Source organism: Comamonas sp. B21-038 (genome assembly GCF_022387135.1).
Lineage (GTDB): Bacteria > Pseudomonadota > Gammaproteobacteria > Burkholderiales > Burkholderiaceae_C > Comamonas > Comamonas sediminis.
Genome location: NZ_CP092462.1, coordinates 2064383 through 2088442, shown reverse-complemented (window position 1 = coordinate 2088442; position 24060 = coordinate 2064383). Strand labels below are relative to the sequence as shown.

Below are 24060 nucleotides of genomic sequence, written 5' to 3'. Positions count from 1 at the left end.
GCAGGTGCTGGTAACCGCATGGCCCAAAAGAAAGCCCGGTGCTGCACAAGCACCGGGCTTTTTTGCGATGACGGAAAGGGCGGGGTCAGGCCAGCGCAGGCAGCATGGCCTGCCACTCGGAGGCCAGCAGGCGCACCGGTTGGGCCAGTGCACCGGGCAGCAGCTGGTCGGCGGTTTGCGCGACGGTCATACCCAGCATATGGCCGAGCAGCAAGGCGCTGGCCATCAGCTGGAGGCTGCCTGCCGGGGCGTCGGGCCATCGCATCTGTGCCTTTGCAGCCAGCTCCGCACTTTGGTGCGGGAAAACTTTCTCGCAGTACTGTATTTGCGGCAGCTGGGGAATCTTCGTGGCCACTGCCTGGAGCAGGGTCTCCCAAGCCTTCAACTGTTCGGCCGAATAGGCCTGGATCAAGGTCAGCAGCGACTGGTAAGGCGTGCGCGCATCCAGGGCTTGCGAGTGCGCCATGCGCAGCAGATTGAACAGCAGGGCCGGGCGGCGCTGCATCAGCTCCACCAGTGCGCCGGCGTCTGCCTGGCTGCTCAGCACAGCCGCCAGCGCGGCAACATCGGCCGTGCTGGGCAGCACCACCCTGGCAGGCACCGGCTCGGGCCGGCTGACCGCATAGCCCTGCAACAGGTGGGCCTTGTTCTCCTTGGCCAGTTGGAGCTGTGCGGTGGACTCGATCTTGTCGGCAATCAATGTCGCGCCAGAGATGCGCCGGGCCCATTGCAGCATCAGCACGGCACGCTCGGCCGACAGCACCGAAAAGTCAATCTTCAGGTAATTGACCAGGTCATGCCAGGGTGCGTAGGCGGAATCGAGCACGGAATGGTTGAAGGCAAGCGCAAAGCCCCTGGCACGCAACGCTTCCAGCGCCGGGCGGCGGGCCATGGCTTCAGACGATGCGGCGTGGCCGAGCGAGGGTATTTCCAGCACGATCTGGTGCGCGGGCAGCAGATCAAGGTGGCTGCCATGCAGGCTCTCGAAGGTCGTGTTCAGAAAAAGCAACCCGTCGCCGAGCAGCGGGGCGGGTTCAATATGTGAAAGCACGGCATGGGTCAATGCCAGGTCGGATTCCAGCGTATGGGCCGACGCGGTGCGGGAGCGGTTGAATATCTCGTGGCCGATGACGGTGTCATCGGCATCTTTGATCGGCTGCCAGGCAATCGGGGGGGCAGGCGACGTAAACACCAAGGCCGTGGCCAAGGAGGATGGGGTTGCGGAGGGCGCGCTCGTCTGTTGCATGTACGGCTGAACCATGGCATGCATCAGTGGTGCCTCACCAGCAACTGGCGCAAGCAATGTCTGCATTTTGTTATCTCGGGATCGACGTGCATTGTCCTTCATATCGGGCATTTCACGCGTCTGAGGATAGAGTGAACCTGCAGGTTTTGTAGCAAACTGCACACGCTTTTGGGGTTTAAAAAGCGTCAGTTTGTTACAGTTGTCCCTGCAGCCAGTCCAGTTCGCTCTCGCTGAAGCCGGCCAGGCGCCGCGCAGACAGATTGATGGGCGGGCGCGGGCGTGGTGCTTCGTAATGCCCGACAAGCCAGCTGTAGTGCTGTTCCGGATTCAGATTGCGCTGCGCGCAGAGGTACCGGTACCAGTGGTTGCCGATCGCGACATGGCCCACCTCTTCGCGCAGGATGATGTCCAGAATGGCCACGGCCTCCAGCGCATCATCGGCAGAAGTTTGTTGCAATTTTCCCTGAATCTGGGGAGTTGCATCCAAACCACGGGCCTCCAAGGTGCGGGGCACCAAGGCCATGCGCGCCACGATGTCATCGGCGGTTTTCTCGCACATGGTCCACAGCCCCTGGTGGGCCGGGTAGTCGCCATAGTCGTGGCCCCATTTGCGCAAATGGGCGCGCAATAGCCGGAAATGCTTGGCTTCCTCTGCCGCCACCTGCAACCAGTCCTGGTAGAAAGCCTCGGGCATGCCGCCATAGCGCCAGATGGCATCGAGCGCCAGGTTGATGGCATTGAATTCGATATGCGCGATGGCGTGCAGCAAGATGGCGCGGCCCTCGGCCGTGGCGGGCGAGCGCCTGCCCATGGCGGTATGGACCTTGAGCTCGGGCTTGGCCGGGTGGCCGGGCAGGGTGACGCCCTGGGGGACCGCCAACTGCGCCTGGGGTGCTATTGAAATTGTGGCTCTTTGCGCATACATGGCAAGGGTGAGCGCGGATTTTTCCTCGGCATCGGCCACACACAGGGCCTGCAAGGCGGATTGACGTAATTCCATCCCTACAATTATGAGGCTGGTACGCATGTGGCGGCGTGCTGCCCGGCGGGGCGTCTCTGATGCCTGTGAGGCCTTGGCCCGGAACCATAAACCGATGGAGACATGATGGCAAAGTATGAACTCGATGGCGTGCAGCCGCAGGTTGCAGCGTCGGCTTGGATTGCAGACAGCGCGCAGGTGATCGGCCGGGTGGAGATGGCTGCAGACAGCAGTGTGTGGTTCGGCGCCATCCTGCGCGGGGACAATGACCCGATCCGCATCGGCGAGGGCAGCAATATCCAGGACGGCAGCGTGCTGCACACCGACAAGGGCAAGCCCTTGGACATCGGCAAGCATGTGACCATCGGCCATAACGTCATCCTGCATGGCTGCACGATCGGTGATGAATCGCTGATCGGCATGGGGGCCATTGTGCTCAATGGCGCCAAAATCGGGCGCCACTGCCTCGTAGGTGCCGGTGCGGTCGTGACCGAGAACAAGGAGTTTCCGGAAGGCAGCTTGATTGTGGGCAGCCCTGCCAAGGTGGTGCGCACGTTGAGCCCGGAACAGATCGATGGGCTGCGGCGCAGTGCAGAGGGCTATATGGCCAACGCCCGGCGTTTCAAGGCAGGTCTGCGAAAATTGCCCGATTGAGGCGCTGTTGCGCCGGGCAGCATGCCCGGGCGCTGCCGGCCCGCATGTATTGAATGGGAAGAATCACAGTGTCTGAACTGCATAAATTTTTGTTTGATGGGCTGCCCGTGCGGGGCGCCATTGTCCGACTGACCGATGCCTGGCAAGAGATCTTGCAGCGCCGCGCAGTCAATACCAGTACCGGCCCGTACCCACTGCCGGTGCAGGAGATGCTCGGCGAGATGACCGCCGCCGGCGTGCTGATGCAGTCCAATATCAAATTCAATGGCGCGCTGGTGTTCCAGATTTCGGGCGATGGCCCGGTGAAGCTGGCCGTCACCGAGGTGCTGACCAACCTGAGCGTGCGCTCCACCGTCACGATGATCGGTGATCTGCCAGCTGACGCGACCCTGACCGACATGGTCAATGTGCATGGCAAGGGCCGCTGCGCGATCACGCTGGACCCCAAGGACAAGCAACCCGGCCAGCAACCCTACCAGGGCGTGGTGCCGCTGGTCGATGTGGATGGCCAGCCGCTGGAGAGCATGGCCGCGATCCTGCAGCAGTACATGCGCCAGTCCGAACAGCTCGACACCGTGCTGGTGCTGGCGGCCAACGACAAGGTGGCCGCCGGCCTGATCGTGCAGCGCATGCCGATCAAGGGCGAGGCCAACCTGGCAGCCGGGGCGCAGAATACCGAAGAGGTCGACCAGATCGGCCTGAACGAAGAGTACAACCGCATTGCCCATCTGGCTGCCAGCCTGACCCGCGATGAGCTGCTGAACCTCGATGTCGAGACCATCCTGTACCGCCTGTTCTGGGAGGAAAAGCTGCTGCGCTTTGTGCCCGAAGACGGCGAAGGCGGCCCGCACTTTGCCTGCACCTGCAGCCGCGAGCGCGTCGGCAACATGCTGCGCAGCCTCGGTCAGGAGGAATCGGACAGCATTCTGGAAGAGCAGGGCATGATCGAGGTCGGTTGCGAATTCTGTGGCCAGCAATACCGCTTCGATGCCGTTGATGTGGCGCACCTGTTTACCGAACGCGGCAATGACCCGCCAGCCTCCAACCTGGTGCAGTGACGTCGGGCGCCCTGGTGGCGCCTAGCTGGCCGAGGGGGTGATCAGGCCCTGGAACAGGCGCAGCTCGCAATCGGGATCGCTGCATTTTTCGCAGTTCCAGCGTGCACGCGCGCCGGGGTTGGCCTGGCGCAATGCCGTGCGCAAGGCCTGCAGGCCCGGCGCCTCCGGGAACCAGTTGCACAGTGCCGCCAGCGCCTCTTGCTCCAGCCGGTGCCCCTGGCTGAACAACAATTGAAACGCCTGCCCCTGGGTCGCCAGGTGCAGGCGTGCCTGCATCAGCAGGGTCTGGGCGGGATCGGCTCCGCTTGCACTGTCACGCATCGGTGGCGCCAGCAGCAGCACCGCGTCATGCCGGGCCAGGAACGCAGCTGGCAGCTCTGCCATGGGCGAGGCGGTGAGTTGTGCAAAGCTGCAGGCCTGCAGCACAAATGCGGGTGGCGATGCCCTATTGCACTGCGCCAGGTAATGCGCCAGTTGCTGCGCGAGCTGCTCTGCATCCGCGCAGGCTGCCGAGGCCAGGTAGACCGCCGGTGGCGAGCCCATGGGGCGGGGTGTGATGGCAGAAGAGGGCAGCGCAGGCATGGCGGCGATGATACGGCCTAAGGCAGGCCAGGGCGACAAAAAAGCGCCTCCTGGGAGGCGCTTGCGGGGGCCGGGGCCGCGCTGTCTTATTTGCGCGTGTACTGCACAAACACTTCATTGGGCTTGACCATGCCGAGCTCATTGCGGGCCTTGCCCTCGACCATGTCCATGCCCTGCTTGAGGTCGTTGACCTCGGTCTCCAGGCGCACGTTCTCACGCGTGGCCGCTTCGTTCTCCGTTTTCTGGGTGGCGATTTGCTGCTTCATGTCCTTGACGTAGGGCACGCTGCCGCGCCCACTCCAGAGCTGGGCATGGATGCTGACCAGGATGGCCAGCAGCACAAAAGGAACAATGCGAGAGATCATGGCAAACAGAAGTCCGGGAGGCAGTCAGGACACGGCTGTCAGCCATGTCCCGAGACAAGCTTAGCGCAGATTGTAGAAGGCGGCGCGGCCTGGATACACTGCCACTTCGCCCAGGTCTTCCTCGATGCGCAGCAGTTGGTTGTACTTGGCCATCCGGTCCGAGCGGCTCAGCGAGCCGGTCTTGATCTGGCCGGCGTTCAAGCCCACGGCGATGTCGGCGATGGTGCTGTCTTCGGTTTCGCCCGAGCGGTGCGAGATCACGGCGGTGTAGCCGGCGCGCTTGGCCATCTCGATGGCGGCAAAGGTTTCGCTCAAGGTGCCGATCTGGTTGATCTTGATCAGGATCGAGTTGGCGATGCCCTTGTCGATGCCTTCCTTGAGGATCTTGGTGTTGGTCACGAACAGGTCGTCACCGACCAGCTGCACCTTCTTGCCCAGGCGCTCGGTCAGCACCTTCCAGCCATCCCAGTCGCCTTCGTGCATGCCGTCTTCGATGGAGATGATCGGGTACTTGTCGCACCAGGCGGCCAGCATGTCGGTCCACTGCTCGGCCGTCAGGCTGATGCCGCCTTCGCCTTCGAGCACGTACTTGCCGTCCTTGTAGAATTCGGAGGCAGCGCAGTCCAGCGCCAGCGCGATCTGGTCGCCAGCGGTGTAGCCCGCCTGGTCGATGGCTTCGAGGATCAGCTGAATGGCCGCTTCATGGTTCTCGACCGATGGCGCGAAACCGCCTTCGTCGCCCACGGCGGTGGGCATGCCACGGCTGTCGATGATCTTCTTCAGCGCGTGGAACACTTCGGCACCCCAGCGCAGCGCTTCCCGGAAGCTCGGCGCACCGACGGGCACGATCATGAACTCTTGCAGGTCCAGCGAGTTGTTGGCGTGTGCGCCACCGTTGATGACGTTCATCATCGGCACTGGCAGTTGCACACCGCCCATGCCGCCAAAGTAGCGGTACAGCGGCAGGCCGGCTTCTTCGGCAGCGGCGCGGGCCACGGCCATCGACACGGCCAGCATGGCGTTGGCGCCCAGGCGGCTCTTGTTGTCGGTGTTGTCCAGGTCGATCAGGGTCTTGTCCAGGAAGGCCTGCTCGGCGGCATCCAGGCCCAGGATGGCTTCGGAGATTTCGGTATTGATGTGCTCGACGGCCTTGAGCACGCCCTTGCCCAGGTAGCGGCTCTTGTCGCCATCGCGCAGCTCGATGGCTTCACGCGAACCGGTGGAGGCGCCCGATGGGACGGCCGCGCGGCCCATCACACCCGATTCCAGCAATACATCACATTCCACGGTGGGGTTGCCACGCGAATCCAGAATTTCGCGGCCAACGATATCAACAATTGCACTCACTTTAGAGCCTTTCAGAGATTGAGAAACGGGATGGTGCGCTGCAAACGGGTGGACTGCAACTGCACGGAATCAAAAGGGGTGGGCAGGGCGAGGCAGCGCTTAAACGCCTTCGACCAGTACCATGCGCATGATGGCGGCACCGGCACGCGCTTCGCGCGCCTTGCTGTACTCGGGGGAGTCGTAAAAACGGCGGGCCTGCTCGCTGTCCTTGAACTTCAGGATCACGGTGCGGCCGGGGTTCCAGTCGCCCTCGATCACCTCGACCTTGCCACCGCGCACGCAGACTTCGGCATCATAGGTCTGCATGGCGATGGTGCTGAACTTGCGGTACTCCTCGTACTGCTCCGGATCGGTGACGGTGACCGATGCAATGATGTATGCGCTTGGCATTTAAGCTCCAAAATTGTTTTCCAGGAAACCGTTCTTCTTGGTGATGCCGTCGAGCGCCACCATGGTTTCGAGCAAGGCCTTCATGTGCTTGAGCGGTACCGCATTGGGGCCATCGCTCAGCGCATTGCAGGGGTCCGGATGGGTTTCCATGAACACGCCGGCGACGCCTACGGCAATTGCTGCGCGGGCCAGCACGGGAACCATCTCGCGCATGCCGCCGCTGGAGGTGCCATTGCCGCCGGGCAGCTGCACGCTGTGGGTGGCATCGAACACCACCGGCGCAAGGGTCTCGCGCATGATGGCGAGCGAGCGCATGTCGCTCACCAGGTTGTTGTAGCCAAAGCTGGCGCCGCGTTCGCAGGCCATGAAGCTGTCCTCGGGCAGGCCCACTTCCTTGGCGGCAGCGCGGGCCTTGTCGATGACATTCTTCATGTCATGCGGGGCCAGAAACTGGCCCTTCTTGATGTTGACCGGCTTGCCGGATTGGGCGACCGCCCGGATGAAGTCGGTCTGGCGGCACAGGAAGGCCGGTGTCTGCAGCACATCGACGATGCTGGCGACGTAGGGCACTTCGGCTTCGGTGTGCACATCGGTGAGGATGGGTACATTCAGCTCTTTTTTCACCTTGGCCAGAATCTCCAGGCCTTTTTCCATGCCAGGGCCGCGAAAGCTCGTGCCCGAGCTGCGGTTGGCCTTGTCAAAGCTGCTCTTGAAGATAAAGGGGATGCCCAGGCTGGACGTCATTTCCTTGAGCTGTCCGGCCACATCCATCTGCAGCTGCTCGGACTCGACCACGCAGGGGCCGGCGATCAGGAAAAACGGTTTATCAAGCCCGATATCAAATCCGCACAATTGCATGGACGGTGTTCCTTAAGGATGGGGTGAAAGCAAAGACGCCATGAGAAACGCAGCGTTGGTGGGTGCTTTGTTTGTCATGGCTTCAGTGTGTGCCGCAGCGTGGCCGCAATTTTACTTGGCTGCCTGCTTCTTGCGATCGACTGCTGCCTTGATGAAGGCATTGAACAGCGGATGGCCGGCCCAGGGGGTGGACTTGAACTCGGGGTGGAACTGCACGCCGATGAACCAGGGGTGTACCGCCTTGGGCAGCTCGACGATCTCGGTCAGGTGCTCGCGCTGGGTCAGCGCGGAAATCACCAGGCCCGCGTTGCGCAGCTGGTCCAGGTACTGGGTGTTGGCTTCGTAGCGGTGGCGGTGGCGTTCGGTCACCACATCGCCGTAGATGCTGTGGGCAAGCGTGTCCTTTTGCACATCGGACGATTGCGCGCCCAGGCGCATCGTGCCGCCCAGGTCCGAGTTCTCGTCGCGGGTCTTGATCGTGCCGTCGGCATCCTTCCACTCGGTGATCAGCGCGATCACGGGGTGGGGGGTCTGGCGGTCGAACTCGGTGGAGTTGGCATTGTCCAGCCCTGCCACATGGCGGGCGTATTCAATGGTGGCCACCTGCATGCCCAGGCAGATGCCCAGGTAGGGCACCTTGCCTTCACGGGCAAACTTGGCCGTGGAGATCTTGCCTTCCACGCCGCGCGAGCCAAAGCCGCCGGGCACCAGGATGCCGTCATAGCTCTTGAGCAGCTCGGCTGCATCGCTGTCGTGGATGGTTTCCGAATCCACGTGCGTGATCTTGACGCGCACATGGTTTTGCATGCCGGCGTGCTTGAGCGCTTCGTTGACGGACTTGTAGGCATCCGACAGCTCGACATACTTGCCCACCATCGCAATGGCCACTTCGCCCTTGGGGTGCTCGGTCTCATAGACCAGGTCATCCCAGCGCTTGAGGTTGGCCGGAGGTGTGTTCAGGCGCAGCTTGTCGCAGATGAGGCCGTCCAGGCCCTGCTCGTGCAGCATGCGGGGCACCTTGTAGATGGTGTCCACATCCCACATGCTGATGACGCCCCAGGACTGCACATTAGTGAACAAGGAGATCTTGTCACGCTCTTCCTCGGGGACGGCATGCTGGGCGCGGCACAGCAGCGCATCGGGCTGGATACCGATTTCGCGCAGCTTCTGCACCGTGTGCTGGGTGGGCTTGGTCTTGAGCTCGCCGGCCGCTGCGATGTAGGGCAGGTAGGTCAGGTGCACAAAGGCCGAGTTGTTGGGGCCGAGCTTGAGCGACAGCTGGCGCACCGCTTCGAGGAAGGGCAGCGACTCGATATCGCCGACCGTACCACCGATTTCGCAAATGGCGACATCGACAGCGTGGTCGGTGCCGATGCCGGCGCCGCGTTTGACGTACTCCTGGATCTCGTTGGTGATGTGGGGAATGACCTGCACGGTCTTGCCCAGGTAGTCACCACGGCGTTCTTTTTCAAGAACACTTTGGTAGATGCGGCCGGTCGTGAAGTTGTTGGACTGGCGCATGCGCGTTTCGATGAAACGCTCATAGTGGCCCAGGTCCAGGTCGGTCTCGGCGCCATCGTCCGTCACAAACACTTCGCCGTGCTGGAAGGGGGACATGGTGCCTGGATCCACGTTGATGTAGGGATCCAGCTTGATCAGGGTGACTTTGAGTCCGCGCGATTCCAAAATCGCTGCAAGGGAGGCTGAGGCGATTCCCTTGCCCAGGGAAGACACCACACCGCCAGTAACGAAGACAAATTTGGTCATGTCTTTTAGGGAGGTGGGAAATTCTGATTATAAAGGCGTATGCCAGCCCCTGCGGACAGCTGCGACAAATGGGCTTCAACGGCCACGGGTTTGCGTGCGATGGCGCGCGGCAAAGATAGCCGTTCTTGCGCTGCTCTCTTGTCTGCTGCAGTGCAGCGGTGGCGCTGTGCCTCTGCTACATTGGCGGGCATGAACCAGCTCCACGGAAAACATATTGTCCTCGGCATGTCGGGCGGCGTTGCTGCCTTCAAATCGGCCGAGCTGTGCCGCCGATTGATCAAGGCCGGAGCGACCGTGCAAGTGGTCATGACCGAGTCGGCCACCCAATTCATGACCCCGGTCACGATGCAGGCGCTCTCCAACCGCCCGGTCTATACCTCGCAGTGGGATCCGCGCGAGCACAACAACATGCCGCACATCAACCTGAGCCGCGAGGCCGATGCGGTGGTGGTGGCGCCTTGCAGCGCCGACTTTATCGCCCGCCTGGTGCAGGGCCGGGCCGATGAGCTGCTGAGCCTGTTGTGCCTGGCGCGTCCCATCGACCGCGTGCCCCTGATCCTGGCCCCTGCGATGAACCGCGAGATGTGGGCCCACCCTGCGACGCAGCGCAACCTGCGCCAGGTGCAGGCCGATGGCGCCGTGGTGCTGGGCGTGGGCAATGGCGACCAGGCCTGTGGCGAGACCGGGGACGGCCGCATGCTGGAGGCGGCCGAGATCGAGGAAGAGCTGCAGTATTTTTTCAGCGCCAAGGCGCTGGCAGGCAAAAGGCTGTTGATCACCGCAGGCCCCACGTTCGAAGCGATTGACCCGGTGCGGGGCATCACCAACCTGTCCAGCGGCAAGATGGGCTTTGCGATTGCGCGTGCGGCGCAGGCGGCGGGCGCCGAGGTCACGCTGGTCGCCGGTCCGGTGCATCTGCCCACGCCGCGTGGCGTGCGCCGCATCGATGTGCAATCGGCGCAAGACATGCTGCAAGCGGTGCTGGCCAGCGTGGAAGGCGCCGATGTGTTTGTAGCCACCGCTGCGGTGGCCGACTGGCGCCCCGCCCGTGCAGCGGACCAGAAGATCAAGAAGGACGGCAGCGGCGAGGTGCCCCATCTGGCCTTTGTCGAAAACCCGGACATTCTGGCCACCGTCGCGCAGCTGCCGCGTGCCAAAAGCGGCGATCTGTACTGCGTGGGCTTTGCCGCCGAAAGCGAAAACCTGCTGGCCAACGCCCAGGCCAAGCGCCTGCGCAAACAGATTCCGCTCCTGGTCGGCAATATTGGCCCCGCCACCTTTGGCAAGGACGACAATGCCTTGCTGCTGGTGGACGCGCAGGGCCACCAGGAGCTGCCCCATGCCAGCAAGGCGGCCTTGGGCGAGCAATTGGTGGCCGAGATCGCCAAGCGCATCGCGCGCTAGTTCTCAAACGCCGCGCCCTGCAACTGTCCGCATCGGCGGCTGTGTGCCTGGCGTCAGTCCAACAAGGCCAGGATTTCGTCGTGCAGCTGGCGTGGCAGGCGGATGCCTTGCTGCGCACTCAGCGCCCGCGCTGCATAGCGCCGCTCGGACGGCAGTCGTGCACCCTGGCCTTTGATGGCTACAAACATGGCCTCGGCACGCGCCTGGTGCCCGGGCCAGTCTTCGCCGGCAAAACGCTGCGGATCAAAAGCCAGCACCAGGTGGCCGTGGCAGGGCATGCCGCCTGCACCGGCGTCCAGTGCCATCGATTCCTGGCTGCCCAGATCGCCAATCAGCATGCCGGCCATCAACTCCACCATGGTCGCCAGGGCCGAGCCCTTGTGGCCGCCAAAGGTGCGCATCGCGCCCAGTGCGACGGCTTCCGGGTCGGTCGATGGCTGGCCTTGCGCATCGATGCCCACGCCTTCGGGCAAGGGGGTGCCGGCGCGCCGGTGCAGGTCCAGATCGCCGCGCGCTATGGCGCTGGTGGCAAAGTCAAACACATAGGGGAAGGGCCCGGGCCGGGGCCAGCCAAAGGCGATCGGGTTGGTGCCAAACACCCCCTGGGTGCCGCCGGCCGGCGCAACCCAGGCATGGCTGGGTGTCATCACCAAGGCGGCCAGGCCCTGGTCGGTGAGCATCTCCACCTCCGGCCACAGCGCCGTGAAGTGGACGCAGTGGTTGATCACCAAGGCGCCCATGCCCAGCTGGCGGGTGGTTGCCACCAGCGGCGGCAGGCCCATTTCCAAAGCCCAGGGCGAGAAGCCGCGCTGGGCATCGACCCGGGTGATCGCGCCTTGCGTAGGCTGCAGCAGTGGCCGGGCTTGCAGATCCACCATGCCGGTGCGGATGGTGTGGGCTGCGCTCAGGATACGGTAGGCGCCATGCGATTGGCAGGCATCGCGCTGCCCAGCGACGACGATGCGGGCAATGGCCTGGGCATGGGGCTCGCTCAGGCCCAGGTGCTGCAATACCTGCAGCGCCAGGCGCTGCAGGTCGCTTTCGCTGACCAGCAGGCTGTCTTCTGGTGCGTGGTCCATTCTTGACCCGTCTCAGGCCTTGCTGCGGGGGATGCGGCCCATCAGATAGAACTCGTCATTGGGCTGCATGCCGGCAAAGCTGGCCATGCGGTTGCTCAGGCCAAAGAAGGCGGTGATGGCCGCTATGTCCCAGATGTCCTCGTCATCAAACCCATGGGCATGCAAGGTGCTGAAATCGGCTTCTTCAATCTCTTGCGAGCGGGTGCAGACCTTCATCGCAAAATCCAGCATTGCGCGCTGGCGTGCCGAGATGTTGGCCTTGCGGTAGTTGACGGCCAACTGGTCGGCCAGCATCGGGGCCTTGTCGTAGATACGCACCAGCGCGCCATGCGCGACCACGCAGTACAGGCACTCGTTGTGTGCGCTGGTGACGGTGACGATCATCTCGCGCTCGGCCTTGCTCAGGCTGCTTTCCTCGCGCTCCATCAGCGCATCGTGGTAGGCAAAGAAGGCGCGCCATTCCGCCGGGCGGCGCGCAAAGGCCAAAAACACATTGGGGATGAAGCCGGCCTTTTCCTGCACCTGGGCAATGCGGGCCTGGATGTCTTCAGGCAGGCTCTTGAGATCGGGCAGGGGGTAGCGCGCAGTTGCAGCCATGGTCATGTCTCCACAGGGTTGTTCTGCGGGCCATCATAGAGGCAAGCCCTGCGCCGGGCCTGCCTGTTGGTGACTGGCTGCTGATGGCTACGTCCGGGTGTCTACGAAAAGTGATCGCCCTTCAGCGCCCACTCATTGCGCGCTGAAGGGGCGGCCGCGCAGCTTGGTGCCGGCTGCAATGCCTTTTTGCTTGAACCAGCCCTGGTTCATCTCCAGCACATAGCGCACCGGCTTGCTGGAGCAGTGCGAATCCTCCGTCATCGGCTGCATATCGGCCAGGTTGACGATGGTGCCGTCGTCGCTGACAAAGGCGGCGGTCAGTGGCAGGAGGGTGTTCTTCATCCAGAAGCACTGGGTGCCGGGGCGGTCAAACACAAAGAGCATGCCTTCGTTGGCTGGCATGTCCTTGCGGAACATCAGGCCGATTTCCTTCTCGCGCGCCGTCTGGGCCACCTGTGCATGGATGCGGTGCATGCCGGCCGTCAGCTCGGTGCGGGCCAGCTGCATCTGGGGCTCCCCGGTGGGAGCCGCCTGCTGCGCCGCAGCCGGCAAGGCAGCCGCCATTGCGCAGGCCATGGCCGAGGCGGCGAGGCAGCGTTGAGCGAGGCGGGAAGAACGGGTTACCAAGGGGGTGGGGAACATAGGGGTCAAGACTCTCACAAAGCAGGGCGCACGAGATGTGCAGCGGCGGCGCGGCGCGCCATAGCCGGTTTTATACACCATGCCAGCGCAGCTGGGGGGCCGTTGTACCTTGCCCGGGGCCGGGTTCAGATGTCACAGTTTGTGCAGTCAGGCCGGGCCGGTATTTGTCGATAGAATCGTTGGCGGTAACACATGCGCCTGGTGCCTGGTGTGGGGCTGGGCGAAGAACCAGATTGGGAGATTTGTGACGATGCGTGCTCAACCTATCCAGCAGCCCGAAGGCGGACAGGCCATCACGGCCAATGCGGACCACAGCCTGTGCGTGCCAGACCGGCCCATCATTCCCTTCATCGAAGGCGATGGCGTGGGCCGGGACATCACCCCGGTGATGCGCAAGGTGGTGGATGCGGCAGTGGCCCAGGCCTATGGTGATACGCGCCGCATTGCCTGGATGGAAGTGTTTGCCGGTGACAAGGCGCTGGGTCTGTATGGCGAGGGCCAGAGCCTGCCGCAGGAAACCATGGACGCTATCGGCCAGTACCTGGTCGCCATCAAGGGCCCGTTGAACACGCCGGTGGGCGGCGGCATCCGCTCGCTCAACGTGACCTTGCGCCAGACCCTGGACCTGTACGTCTGTCTGCGCCCCGTGCGCTACTTTGAAGGCGTGCCATCGCCAGTGCGTGAGCCGCACAAGACGCACATGGTGATCTTCCGCGAGAATTCCGAAGACATCTATGCCGGGATCGAGTTTGCGGCGGGCTCGGACCTGGCGGTCAAGCTGATCGCCTTCTTGCAGCAGGAGATCGGTTCGCAGAAGATCCGTTTTCCGCTCAGCTCGGGCATCGGCATCAAGCCGGTATCGCGCGAAGGCACCGAGCGCCTGGTGCGCCAGGCCATCCAGTATGCGATCGACCATGACAAGCCCAGCGTGACCTTGGTGCACAAGGGCAACATCATGAAGTTCACCGAAGGCGCGTTCCGCGACTGGGGCTATGCGCTGGCAAAGCAGGAGTTCGGTGCCGAGGTCATCGACGGCGGGCCCTGGATGCGCCTCAAGAGCCCCAAGGATGGCTCCGAGATCATCATCAAGGATGTAATTGCCGATGCCTTCCTGCAGCAGGTGCTGCTGCGCCCGGCCGATTACTCGGTGATCGCCACGCTCAATTTGAATGGTGACTACATCTCGGACGCGGTGGCCGCGCAGGTGGGCGGTATCGGCATTGCGCCGGGCGCCAATCTGTCGGACCGGGTGGCGGTGTTCGAGGCCACACATGGCACGGCGCCCAAGTACGCCGGCAAGGACTATGTCAACCCCGGCTCGCTGATCCTGTCGGCCGAGATGATGCTGCGCCACATTGGCTGGACCGAAGCCGCTGACCTGATCATTGCCGCGATGGAGGCTACGATTGCCTCCAAGCGCGTCACTTACGACTTTGCGCGGCTGATGGAGGGGGCCACGCAGGTCAGTACCTCGCGCTTTGGCGACGAGATGATCAGCAACATGCAATCGGTTGCCTGACCTTCCACCGGCGGGGCTGCGGCTGAAGCCGCATCCCGCCCCTTAGCTTGCTGCCCATGGCCATGGACACACCGCACATCATCGACACTGCGCGCCAGGTGCTGGAGATCGCGGCGACGATTGCATTTGCGCTGTCCGGCGTGATCAAGGCGGCGCACAAGAAACTGGATGTCGTCGGTGTCTGTGTGGTGGCCTTTGTGGCTGCTTTTGGCGGCGGCACCTTGCGTGATCTGCTGCTGGACCAGCGGCCGTTTTTCTGGGTGCGGCAGGAGACCTTTGTCTGGGTGATCCTGGGCATCAGCCTGCTGGCCATCGTATTTTTGCGGCAGCGCCACTTTGCTTTGACCGAGCGGGCCATGCTCTGGCCCGATATGCTGGGCCTGGGCCTGTTTGCTGCGGTGGGGGTGGACATGGCCGCCGAGCAGGGCCTGCCCGCACTCATCTGCGTGATGATGGGCGTGATCACCGGGGTGTTTGGCGGGGTGCTCCGCGATGTGATGTGCGGCGAGATTCCGCAGGCCTTCCGTGACCACCAGCCCTATGCTGTCTGTGCCTTCGTCGGCGGTTGGGTGGATCTGCTGCTGCGCAGCTCGCCCGTGCCCGAGATGGCGCCGATGCTCGGCTGTGTGCTGGTCACCGCAGGCTTGCGGGCGATTGCGCTGTGGCGGCATTGGCGGCTGCCCAGTTGGCGGGTGGAGTGAGCGAGATGGATGCAACAGAAGGGATGCAGGCATGGGGAAAAAATGGACATGGTCACTGCTGGTGCTGCTGGCCTTGGTGGGCAGCGCGGTCATCTGGTACCTGGCGGGTAAAACCTACGAGATACGCATCAGCCAGGCGCAGTTGGAGCAGAAGCTGGCCGAGCGCCTGCCGCTGACGCAGCGCTATCCGCTGGTCTCTGTCACCATGGCCCAGCCAAGGGTGCATTTGAAGGAAGACAGCGAGCGCGTCGACTTTGGTGTGAACATGACGGTCAACACCCATTCCAGCGGCACGCAGCTGTTGGGTGCGCAGATCGATGTGTCTTCCTCCCTGCGCTATGACGCCGAGCGCGGGGCGATCTTTCTGGACCAGCCGGTGATGGACAAGCTGGTAGTGCAGGGCCTTGATGAGCGGCGCACGGCGATGGCCCAGGTAGCGCTGGAAGCGGCGATGGCCTCGTACCTGGCCCAGCAGCCGATCTACACGCTCAATGCTTCCGACACGCGCCAGCGCCTGGCGCGCATGGCGGTGCGCGATATCAAGGTGGACAAGGGCGTGCTGGTGGTCATCCTGGGGCTGTGAGCCCGCCAGGTTCTGCGCCATTGGCTGCACCGGGCTGAGCGCGGTGCCGGGCGGATGGCGCACAGGCCGCCTGGAGACCGGCGGCAAGACGCTTGCCTGATTCCTTTATTCTCAAAACACCATAAATTAACAAAAATATATTCGTTTGAGTTTTAAGTACAAAAGTCCACAATTTGCAACATCACTTCATACGAACGGGTAGCAGAACATGAAACTGGGTGGATTGAAATCTTTGGTGGTTGCCGCAGCGGTGGTGACCAGTGGCTCGGTGCTGGCACAAAACCAGCTGCTCAATGTTTCGTACGACGTCGCCCGCGAGTTCTACAAGGACTACAACGCGGCCTTTATCGCCCACTACAAGAAGACCAAGGGCGTGGATATCAAGGTGGACCAGTCCCATGGCGGCTCCAGCGCCCAGGCGCGCGCCGTGTCCGAAGGTCTTGCCGCCGATGTGGTGACCTTCAACACCACGACCGACGTCGAGTTCCTGGCTGAAAAGGGCGTGGTCGCCAAGGATTGGACCAAGAAGTTTCCCAACGATGCGTCGCCCACCACATCGACCATGCTTTTTCTGGTGCGCAACGGCAACCCCAAAGGTATCAAGGACTGGGATGACCTGATCAAGCCCGGTGTGCAGGTGGTGGTGGTGAACCCCAAGCTGGGTGGCAATGGCCGCTACGCCTATCTGGCCGCCTGGGGCCAGGCCCGTGAAAAGGGTGGCTCGGATGCGGATGCCCAAGCCTACATCAGCAAGTTGTACAAGAATGTGCCGGTGCTGGCCAAGGGCGGGCGCGATGCGACTGCTGCCTTCCTGCAGCGCAATGTGGGCGATGTGCTGATCACCTTTGAATCCGAGGTGGTTTCCATTGACCGCGAGTTTGGCAAAGGCAAGGTGGATCCGATCTACCCATCGGTGAGCATCACGGCGGAAAACCCGGTGGCCGTGGTGGAACGCACGGTCGAGAAAAAGGGTACGGCCGAGCTGGCCAAGGCCTATCTGGATTACCTCTACTCGGATGAAGGGCAGGAAATCGCTGCCAACCATGCCATCCGCCCCCGCAGCGAAGCGGTGCTGAAGAAGCACGCCGACGTGTTCAAGCCGATCAAGCAGTTCACCGTGGCCAAGTACTTTGGCAGCCTGGGTGAGGCGCAGAAGACCCACTTTGGAGATGGCGGCTACTTCGACAAGCTGTTCACCGAACCCAAGAAGTGATGAGCCAGCAGCAGCGCCCGCCAGCCGGGCGCTGACTGCGCATTTCCTGTAGATTTTTGCCGATCGGAATCCATGTCAGCTGCCATCACTGCTCCGGCGAATGCCGTGCCCAGTGCCAAACGCCGTAGTGCCAAACGCGTACTGCCAGGCTTTGGACTCACCCTGGGCTACACCATTTTCTACCTCAGCATCATCGTGCTGATCCCGCTGGCCACGTTGTTGTTCAAGACCTTCGAGCTCAGCTGGGACCAATTCTGGACAACGATCTCCGCCCCCATTGCCGTGGCCGCCTACAAGGTCACCTTCGGCGCATCGCTGATCGCGGCGCTGGTGAACCTGGTGTTCGGCATGCTGATCGCATGGGTGCTGGTGCGCTACCAGTTTCCCGGCAAGAAGATCGTCGATGCGCTGGTCGACCTGCCGTTCGCGCTGCCCACCGCTGTGGCCGGTATCTCGCTGACGGCATTGCTGGCGGACAACGGCTGGATTGGCCAGTACTTTGCGCCCCTGGGTATCCAGCTGGTGTTCAACCGCGTAGGTATCGTGTTTGCGCTGATCTTCATCGGCCTGCCGTTCGTGGTGCGCACGGTGCAGCCGGTGCTGGAAGATTTTGAGAAAGAGCTGGAAGAGGCCGCCGGCAGCCTGGGTGCGTCGCGCTGGCAGACCTTCTACAAGGTGATCCTGCCTGCGATCGGCCCGGCGTTGCTGACCGGCTTTGCGATGGCCTTTGCGCGCGCAGTGGGTGAGTATGGCTCGGTCATCTTCGTCTCCAACAACATCCCGATGGAGTCGCAGATCACACCCTTCGTCATCATGGCCAAGCTGGAGCTGCACGACTATGCCGGTGCCACTGCGATTGCGATGGTGATGCTGGTGATCTCCTTCGTGCTGCTGCTTCTCATCAACGGCCTGCAAAGCTGGCAGCGCAAGCGTTCGGGGGCCTGAACCATGCCAACCATGTATCTCGTATTGATTGCCATCGTCGTGGTGGTGCTGGGCACCGTGCTGGCGCGCTACCAGTATGTGGCCCGCCATGTGCCTGAAGTCCAGAGCACCGTGACCGAGCCGCGCTGGGTGCGCTGGACCCTGACCGGTATTGCGCTGGTCTTCATGCTGCTGTTTTTGCTGCTGCCATTGCTGGCGGTGTTCTTTGAGGCGCTGCGCAAGGGATGGGACGTCTATGTGAGCGCGCTGACCGAGCCTGATGCCTGGTCTGCCATCAAGCTGACCTTGATCACCGCGCTGATTGCCGTGCCGCTGAACCTGGTGTTTGGTGTGGCAGCCGCCTGGGCAATTGCCAAGTTCGAGTTCAAGGGCAAGGCCTTGCTGACATCGCTGGTGGACCTGCCTTTCTCGGTGTCCCCCGTCGTGGCGGGCCTCACCTATGTGCTGCTGTTTGGGGCCAATGGCTGGTTTGGGGCATGGCTGGAGGCCCATAACCTGAAGGTGATTTTTGCGGTGCCCGGCATTGTGCTGGCCACTGTGTTCGTCACCTTCCCGTTCATTGCCCGTGAGCTGATTCCGCTGATGCAGGCCCAGGGCAATGACGAAGAGCAGGCAGCCATTGTGCTGGGGGCTTCGGGCTGGCAGACCTTCTGGCGCGTGACCCTGCCCAACATCAAATGGGGTCTGCTGTACGGCGTGATCCTGTGCAATGCGCGCGCCATGGGCGAATTTGGTGCGGTCTCTGTGGTGTCGGGCAGCATCCGCGGCCAGACCAATACCATTCCGCTGCATGTCGAGATTCTGTATGCCGACTTTCAGTCTTCTGCAGCCTTTGCGGTGGCTTCCTTGCTGGCTCTGCTGGCGCTGGTGACCCTGGTGCTCAAGTCGATCGCCGAGTGGCGCGCCGAGAAAGAGCACAAAGAGGCAGCCAGTCTGCCACCCGAGCGTCCGCGTGATGACAGCGCAGCCACGGCATAAACCCGGTATTTTCGAGGTCGGATATGAGCATTGAAATCCAAAACATTTCCAAGTCGTTTGGCAGCTTTAAGGCGCTCAATAACGTCAATCTGGACATCCAATCCGGTGAACTGATTGCGCTGCTGGGCCCGTCGGGCTGCGGCAAGACCACCTTGCTGCGCATCATTGCCGGCCTGGAGTCTGCTGACCAGGGCACGATCCAGTTCAGCGGTGAGGACACCACCGATGTGCACGTGCGCAACCGCAATGTGGGCTTTGTTTTTCAGCACTATGCGCTGTTCCGCCATATGACGGTGTTCGAGAACGTGGCTTTTGGCCTGCGCATCAAGCCCCGCAAGGAGCGCCCGAGCGAAACCCAGATCCGCGAAAAGGTCATGAGCCTGCTCAAGCTGGTGCAGTTGGATTGGATCGCGGACCGCTATCCCTCGCAGCTGTCGGGTGGCCAGCGCCAGCGGATCGCGTTGGCCCGGGCGTTGGCGGTGGAGCCCAAGGTGCTGCTGCTCGACGAGCCCTTTGGCGCACTCGATGCCAAGGTGCGCAAGGAGCTGCGCCGCTGGTTGCGCCGTCTGCACGATGAGCTGCACGTGACCAGCATTTTCGTGACCCATGACCAGGAAGAAGCGCTGGAAGTGGCGGATCGTGTGGTCGTCATCAACAAGGGCCAGATCGAGCAGGCGGGCACGCCGCAGGAAGTCTGGGACAGCCCGGCCAGCCCCTTTGTTTATGGCTTCCTGGGTGACGTCAACCTGTTCCGAGGCCGTGCTACCGGTGGCCATACGGTGGTCGAAGGCGGCGTGCAGATCGATTCGCCCGAGCTGGCATCGGCCAACAATGCCCAGGCACTGGCCTATGTGCGGCCACACGAGCTGGACGTGGAGCGCTACTCGCCCGGCCAGGAAAAGGACGCCGATGGCCGCCAGCGCGGCATCGTGGCCCAGCTTGACCGTGCGATTGTTGTCGGCCCCATCGCCCGTCTGGAACTTATTGCCGTTGGCGGGCACCAAGCCCCAGGTGCCGAGGCTTCGGACAGCGACAAGCTCATTGAGGCGCAGATTTCTGCGCAACAGTTCAAAGCCATGGGCCTGAAGGAAGGCGAGACGCTGGTGGTGACACCGCGGCAAGCCCGAGTTTTTCTCGATCAAGCGGCCAATATCTAGCGCCTGACGCTCGCGCCTGCGCCTGAAGCTGTGAGACCCGGTTCTGCCCTGTGGGCGGGCCGGTTTTCTGGTTTTGGGCTCCTGCAGGTCTGTACGCGTAAGATGGCGGGATTGGCAGCATAAGGACATGACTTGAACTGGATCTGGAACGCACCGCGCCGCACCTTGGCGCTGATTTTTGTGGCCTGCGCGGCCATGATGGCTTTTGGCATGTATTTGCAGCACGTGGTAGGGCTGGAGCCTTGTCCGATGTGCATCGTGCAGCGCTACTGCCTCATTGCGGTCGGTGTATTTGCGCTGCTGGGCAGCCTCAAGCCGTCGACGGCCGGTTGGTGGAAGAGTTTCGGTGGCCTGGCGCTGCTGTTTTCCGCCTTCGGCGCATTCACTGCAGCGCGCCAGAGCTGGCTGCAATGGAACCCGCCAGAGTTCGCGACCTGCGGGCGCGACTTCTACGGCATGATCGAGAACTACCCGATCAGCCGCTCGCTGCCTATGATTTTCCGAGGATCCGGTGATTGCACCGCGATCGACTGGACTTTCCTGGGTCTGTCGATCGCCAACTGGTCCTTTATCGCCTTTGCAGGCTTTAGCATCGTGCTGCTGTTGGCCCTGTTCAAAGCCAAGCGCTAAGCGCCAGTCAACCGCATGCGAACGCCCCTTTTGAGGGGCGTTTTTTATGGCTGCATCAAGCAGGGGATGGCCCGCCAGACCTATATCGCCAATGCGACTGGTGTTCGTGATAGCCAGCTTGTGCAGAAACAACGCGGCACTAATATGCTGATCTGTCAGGCATCGAAAGGGACAGCCAGTCCCGGCCCAGTACAAGCAACAAGCAATAAGGAGATCGCATGATCAGCTATGACGTCACAGGCTTTGGTGAGCCCCTGGTGCGCAGCGAGCGCCCCACCCCCGTACCGACCGGAGACCAGGTGCTGGTGCGTGTCGAGGCTGCGGGTGTCTGCCACTCGGACCTGCACATCTGGCACGGCGAGTACGACCTGGGCAATGGCAAAAAGCTGTCCATGGCCGACCGTGGCATGAAGCTGCCCCTGACCTTGGGCCACGAGATTGCCGGCGAGGTAGTCGCCATGGGCCCGGACGCCAAGGGCGTCGAGATCGGCAAGCGCTATGTGGTCTTCCCCTGGCACGGTTGCGGTGAATGCAAGGTCTGCAAGCGCGGTGATGAGAACCTCTGCCTGGCCGGCAAATCCATGGGTGTCTACCAGAACGGTGGCTACGCCGACCATGTGCTGGTCAACCATGCCTACTACCTGGTGGATATCGGCGATATGCCCGCCGAGCGCGCCGCCCCCTATGCCTGCTCGGGCCTGACCACCTACAGCGCGATCAAGAAGATCGATCCCCAGGTCTTCAAGGATGAGAAGATCGTGCTGTTTGGCGCCGGCGGTCTGGGGCTGATGGCCATCCTGCTGATGAAGGCCATGGGTGGGGCCGGTGTGGTGGTCGTCGAGCCCGATGCCAGCAAACACGCGGCAGCGTTGAGCGCAGGCGCCGACGTGGTCATTGATCCCAAGTCGCCCGACTTCATCGCCCAGGTCAAGCAGGCCGCTGGCGGCGCAGTCTGGGCCATCATCGACTGCGTGGGCTCCAGCCAGACCGTGCAGCAGGGTATCGACATGCTGACCAAGGGCGGCCATCTGGTGCAGATCGGTCTGTTCGGCGGCCATGTGGATCTGCCCACCCCCACGCATGCGATCCGTGCGATCACCTACCAGGGTACCTATGTGGGCAATCTGGGTGATCTGCGTGAACTGATCGCGCTGGTGCGCGACAAGAAGCTGAACCCCGTGCCGACCACCTGCATGCATTTCAGCAAGGCCTTCTCCGCGCTGGTGGCGCTGGAGCAGGGCAAGGCGGTAGGCCGTCTGATGCTGACCCCCAACGAGGAAGCCGTGGCCTGAGCCCCTGGCCACTGAATCGGGCGGGCGGAGTCCAATCCATCAGCCACCATGCAAAAAGTCCGCACATGCGGACTTTTTTCGCTGGGTAGCAGGCAGTCAGTCTTGTGTTTCCAAGCTGGGCACGGAGCCGGACTTCACCACGATGTCGAAATTGCCGACAGAGACCTGGTCTCCGGCATACAGCACCTGGCGCTTGACCCGGCGGCCGTTGACAAAGATGCCATTGGTGCTGTCATGGTCCTCCACCATCAACAGACCGATGTAGTAGCTGAAGGCGCCGTGGTCGCGGCTGATGCTCGGGTCGCTCAGGAACAGACCGCTGCTCGGACCTCGGCCGATGGCCGTGCAACCGCGCTCCAGTTGGATAGCGCGGGGAGGGGATTGCAGATCAGAACGAACAAGGATTTCCGGCAACATGGTGAGCTCCTGAAGGAACTGGCTATTGAAAAGTCTGAACGGATTATGCATCTATTATTGGTTCAGATTCGATAAACATTGCCAATCATTGTCATAGCTGTGCGTATTTTGCAGAAACTATGAAAAAAACCAAACAAAAATAAAAAATCTAAAAGATGGGTGGGCGATTGTAGGGGGTGCTACTCATCTGGTGTGCCGGGTGTGTGTCAATCCCCACTGATTTGCTCGGCAGCGTGGGCTGATCGTGGCACGCGTTGGCCTGCGGTGCGCCTCATGGTGTTACGGCACCCAGTGGATCAACCCGGTTAACCGAGACCTGCCGCTGAATGCGCATGAGGTAGTGCGCGAGTGTTCAGGGTGAAGCGTATGCAGTGCTTTCCGGACGGGCGCTTGAAGGCGCGCATTCCGAGCAACTCCAGCGAGGCCTGTAAGCCTAACCCCACTGTCTAACAAGTTGTGCACCTAACTTCTTCCATCGCGTTGCGCGCTATCGTTGACCTATCCCAACGTTGCGCTGCAACACCACTGAAGGAAAACGCATGAACAAGAACCAAGTCGCGGGTGCCGTAAAAGATGCTGCTGGCAAGGTGCAGCAGAAGGTCGGCGAAGCAGTCAACAGCCCTGAGCAGCAGGCCAAGGGCATTGCCAAGCAGGTCGAAGGCAAGACCCAAAAAGCAGCGGGCCATGTGCAAGAAGCGGTCCAAGACACTAACAAGTAACAAGGAGTTGATGATGCAATCCAAATCTATGTTGATGCTCGGCGCTTTTGCCATCACGATGGCTGCGGGCACTGCTTTCGCGCAGACACAAGTGCCAGTCGCAGGTGGCGTCAAGCTGGGTGTAGAGCAGACCGAAATCCAGGCGGTCGCCACCGGTTGGAGCCTGAAGAAGTCGGTGCTCGGCAAGAACGTTTACAACGAAGAAGGCAAGTCTGTCGGCAAGGTCGACGACGTGATCGTTGCACCTGACAAGGCCGTCTCTTACGCCATCATCGGTGCCGGCGGCTTCCTGGGCGTTGGCAAGCATGATGTCGCCATCCCCGTGGGCCAGTTCCGTGTGCAAAATGACAAGATCACTTTGCCCGGTGCAACCAAGGATGCGCTCAAGGCGCTGCCCAAGTTTGAGTACGCGAAGAAGTGATAGCTGCCCGGAGGCAGATATCCTGGAAAGCCCCGCAAGGGGCTTTTTGCGTTGTAAGCCTTCAGCCATTTTGCGCAAAGGTTCCGCAGTGGTACCGTCTGATCCATCTTTTGCGTTGACCACGCCAGCGCTGAAGTTGGAGCCGATGATTCAGTGCATAATGACGCCCAGTCATAAAAAACAAAAACGGCCCTTGCGGAGCGCTCCGCAAAACCAGGGTCTCAGGTTGCGCCCTTCACGGCAAAATACCTTCATAAATCAAGCATCTGCCCGTAGCTCAGTTGGATAGAGCAACAGCCTTCTAAGCTGTGGGTCACAGGTTCGATCCCTGTCGGGCAGGCCAAACTCCTCGGCTGTATTGAGTCCGCTGCCAGACTGCAACATTGCATTCCCCCCATAGCAGGGCAGTCACGTCGCATCGAGTCGTGCCTTCAATGCACAAATAGCAATGCCCGCAGTGCGATCACACTGCGGGCATTGTCAATTCCGACCCAGCCATGCATCGATCCAAGCATGG

At 61.9% G+C, this 24060-nt stretch carries 26 protein-coding genes and 1 tRNA gene; 15 read left to right on the top strand and 12 right to left on the bottom strand.

Translation table 11 applies throughout. From position 1 onward, the window contains the following. Positions 1-85: 85 nt before the first annotated feature. Together MJ205_RS09480 and MJ205_RS09475 are read right to left on the bottom strand one after the other, a co-directional pair. Complete coding sequence (locus tag MJ205_RS09480) at positions 86-1207, bottom strand: EAL domain-containing protein (RefSeq protein ID WP_239812222.1); 1122 nt, start codon at positions 1205-1207, stop codon at positions 86-88. Between the two features lie 232 nt (positions 1208-1439). After that, the gene (locus MJ205_RS09475) at positions 1440-2246 is read right to left on the bottom strand and encodes a ferritin-like domain-containing protein (RefSeq protein WP_239812221.1); all 807 of its coding nucleotides are present in this window, start codon (positions 2244-2246) and stop codon (positions 1440-1442) included. A gap of 105 nt (positions 2247-2351) precedes the next feature. Between MJ205_RS09475 and MJ205_RS09470 the strand changes: the two genes are divergently transcribed. Continuing rightward, complete coding sequence (locus MJ205_RS09470) at positions 2352-2879, top strand: gamma carbonic anhydrase family protein (RefSeq protein ID WP_239812220.1); 528 nt, start codon at positions 2352-2354, stop codon at positions 2877-2879. Between the two features lie 68 nt (positions 2880-2947). Further along, entirely contained in the window at positions 2948-3937 is a 990-nt protein-coding gene (gene hslO, locus MJ205_RS09465; RefSeq protein WP_239812219.1) for an Hsp33 family molecular chaperone HslO, read from the top strand. Positions 3938-3958: 21 nt separating this feature from the next. On the opposite strand, the gene MJ205_RS09460 is transcribed toward hslO, so the two are convergent. From MJ205_RS09460 to MJ205_RS09435, 6 genes are all read right to left on the bottom strand, one after another. Beyond that, entirely contained in the window at positions 3959-4519 is a 561-nt protein-coding gene (locus MJ205_RS09460) for a hypothetical protein (RefSeq protein ID WP_239812218.1), read from the bottom strand. Positions 4520-4605: 86 nt separating this feature from the next. After that, complete coding sequence (locus MJ205_RS09455) at positions 4606-4884, bottom strand: FtsB family cell division protein (protein ID WP_021028246.1); 279 nt, start codon at positions 4882-4884, stop codon at positions 4606-4608. A 60-nt stretch (positions 4885-4944) separates the two neighbouring features. Further along, complete coding sequence (gene eno, locus MJ205_RS09450) at positions 4945-6231, bottom strand: phosphopyruvate hydratase (RefSeq protein ID WP_239812217.1); 1287 nt, start codon at positions 6229-6231, stop codon at positions 4945-4947. Positions 6232-6330: 99 nt separating this feature from the next. Continuing rightward, a complete protein-coding gene (locus MJ205_RS09445) occupies positions 6331-6621 on the bottom strand; it encodes a DUF1330 domain-containing protein (RefSeq protein WP_239812216.1) in 291 nt (96 codons plus the stop codon). Then, on the bottom strand, positions 6622-7479 hold the full coding sequence (gene kdsA, locus MJ205_RS09440; protein WP_239812215.1) for a 3-deoxy-8-phosphooctulonate synthase: 858 nt from the start codon (positions 7477-7479) through the stop codon (positions 6622-6624). Between the two features lie 111 nt (positions 7480-7590). Beyond that, positions 7591-9246 (bottom strand): CTP synthase, encoded by a 1656-nt coding sequence (locus MJ205_RS09435; protein WP_230778111.1) that lies wholly within the window; start codon positions 9244-9246, stop codon positions 7591-7593. 189 nt (positions 9247-9435) lie between these two features. On the opposite strand from MJ205_RS09435, the gene coaBC reads away from it, so the two are divergent. Next, complete coding sequence (gene coaBC / locus MJ205_RS09430; RefSeq protein WP_239812214.1) at positions 9436-10650, top strand: bifunctional phosphopantothenoylcysteine decarboxylase/phosphopantothenate--cysteine ligase CoaBC; 1215 nt, start codon at positions 9436-9438, stop codon at positions 10648-10650. A gap of 53 nt (positions 10651-10703) precedes the next feature. On the opposite strand, the gene MJ205_RS09425 is transcribed toward coaBC, so the two are convergent. The 3 genes from MJ205_RS09425 to MJ205_RS09415 all read right to left on the bottom strand — a co-directional run bounded on the left by MJ205_RS09425 (position 10704) and on the right by MJ205_RS09415 (position 12902). After that, positions 10704-11729, bottom strand: a complete 1026-nt coding sequence (locus MJ205_RS09425; RefSeq protein WP_239812213.1) for an Ldh family oxidoreductase — start codon at positions 11727-11729, stop codon at positions 10704-10706. 12 nt (positions 11730-11741) lie between these two features. Further along, complete coding sequence (locus tag MJ205_RS09420; protein WP_239812212.1) at positions 11742-12326, bottom strand: peroxidase-related enzyme; 585 nt, start codon at positions 12324-12326, stop codon at positions 11742-11744. 132 nt (positions 12327-12458) lie between these two features. Next, positions 12459-12902, bottom strand: a complete 444-nt coding sequence (locus MJ205_RS09415; RefSeq protein WP_446715079.1) for a DUF192 domain-containing protein — start codon at positions 12900-12902, stop codon at positions 12459-12461. Between the two features lie 316 nt (positions 12903-13218). Here MJ205_RS09415 and icd point away from each other — a divergent pair, with 316 nt between their 5' ends. The 9 genes from icd (at position 13219) to MJ205_RS09370 (ending at position 21986) form a co-directional block, all read left to right on the top strand. Continuing rightward, positions 13219-14487: an NADP-dependent isocitrate dehydrogenase gene (icd, locus tag MJ205_RS09410; protein ID WP_239812211.1), complete on the top strand. Its 1269-nt coding sequence runs from the start codon at positions 13219-13221 to the stop codon at positions 14485-14487. Between the two features lie 62 nt (positions 14488-14549). Next, positions 14550-15188, top strand: coding sequence for a trimeric intracellular cation channel family protein (locus MJ205_RS09405; protein ID WP_239812210.1), 639 nt, complete (start codon positions 14550-14552; stop codon positions 15186-15188). Between the two features lie 31 nt (positions 15189-15219). Next, the gene (locus MJ205_RS09400; RefSeq protein ID WP_239812209.1) at positions 15220-15771 is read left to right on the top strand and encodes a DUF1439 domain-containing protein; all 552 of its coding nucleotides are present in this window, start codon (positions 15220-15222) and stop codon (positions 15769-15771) included. Positions 15772-15994: 223 nt separating this feature from the next. Further along, positions 15995-16984: a sulfate ABC transporter substrate-binding protein gene (locus MJ205_RS09395; protein ID WP_239812208.1), complete on the top strand. Its 990-nt coding sequence runs from the start codon at positions 15995-15997 to the stop codon at positions 16982-16984. Between the two features lie 72 nt (positions 16985-17056). Then, entirely contained in the window at positions 17057-17929 is an 873-nt protein-coding gene (gene cysT / locus MJ205_RS09390; protein ID WP_239812207.1) for a sulfate ABC transporter permease subunit CysT, read from the top strand. A gap of 12 nt (positions 17930-17941) precedes the next feature. Further along, complete coding sequence (gene cysW / locus MJ205_RS09385) at positions 17942-18907, top strand: sulfate ABC transporter permease subunit CysW (RefSeq protein ID WP_239812206.1); 966 nt, start codon at positions 17942-17944, stop codon at positions 18905-18907. Positions 18908-18930: 23 nt separating this feature from the next. Continuing rightward, positions 18931-20064 carry a sulfate/molybdate ABC transporter ATP-binding protein gene (locus tag MJ205_RS09380; protein WP_239812205.1) on the top strand — a complete coding sequence of 378 codons (1134 nt, stop codon included), beginning with the start codon at positions 18931-18933 and terminating at the stop codon, positions 20062-20064. A 132-nt stretch (positions 20065-20196) separates the two neighbouring features. Further along, a complete protein-coding gene (locus tag MJ205_RS09375) occupies positions 20197-20694 on the top strand; it encodes a disulfide bond formation protein B (RefSeq protein ID WP_239812204.1) in 498 nt (165 codons plus the stop codon). A gap of 218 nt (positions 20695-20912) precedes the next feature. Next, positions 20913-21986 carry an alcohol dehydrogenase gene (locus MJ205_RS09370; RefSeq protein WP_239812203.1) on the top strand — a complete coding sequence of 358 codons (1074 nt, stop codon included), beginning with the start codon at positions 20913-20915 and terminating at the stop codon, positions 21984-21986. A gap of 96 nt (positions 21987-22082) precedes the next feature. Here MJ205_RS09370 and MJ205_RS09365 read toward each other — a convergent pair whose 3' ends face one another. After that, on the bottom strand, positions 22083-22403 hold the full coding sequence (locus MJ205_RS09365) for an FHA domain-containing protein (RefSeq protein ID WP_239812202.1): 321 nt from the start codon (positions 22401-22403) through the stop codon (positions 22083-22085). Between the two features lie 539 nt (positions 22404-22942). Here MJ205_RS09365 and MJ205_RS09360 point away from each other — a divergent pair. From MJ205_RS09360 to MJ205_RS09350, 3 genes are all read left to right on the top strand, one after another. After that, on the top strand, positions 22943-23122 hold the full coding sequence (locus MJ205_RS09360) for a CsbD family protein (RefSeq protein ID WP_239812201.1): 180 nt from the start codon (positions 22943-22945) through the stop codon (positions 23120-23122). A gap of 34 nt (positions 23123-23156) precedes the next feature. Continuing rightward, entirely contained in the window at positions 23157-23543 is a 387-nt protein-coding gene (locus MJ205_RS09355) for a PRC-barrel domain-containing protein (protein WP_373449083.1), read from the top strand. Positions 23544-23809: 266 nt separating this feature from the next. Beyond that, a tRNA-Arg gene (locus MJ205_RS09350) sits at positions 23810-23886 on the top strand. The last annotated feature ends 174 nt before the right edge of the window (positions 23887-24060 follow it).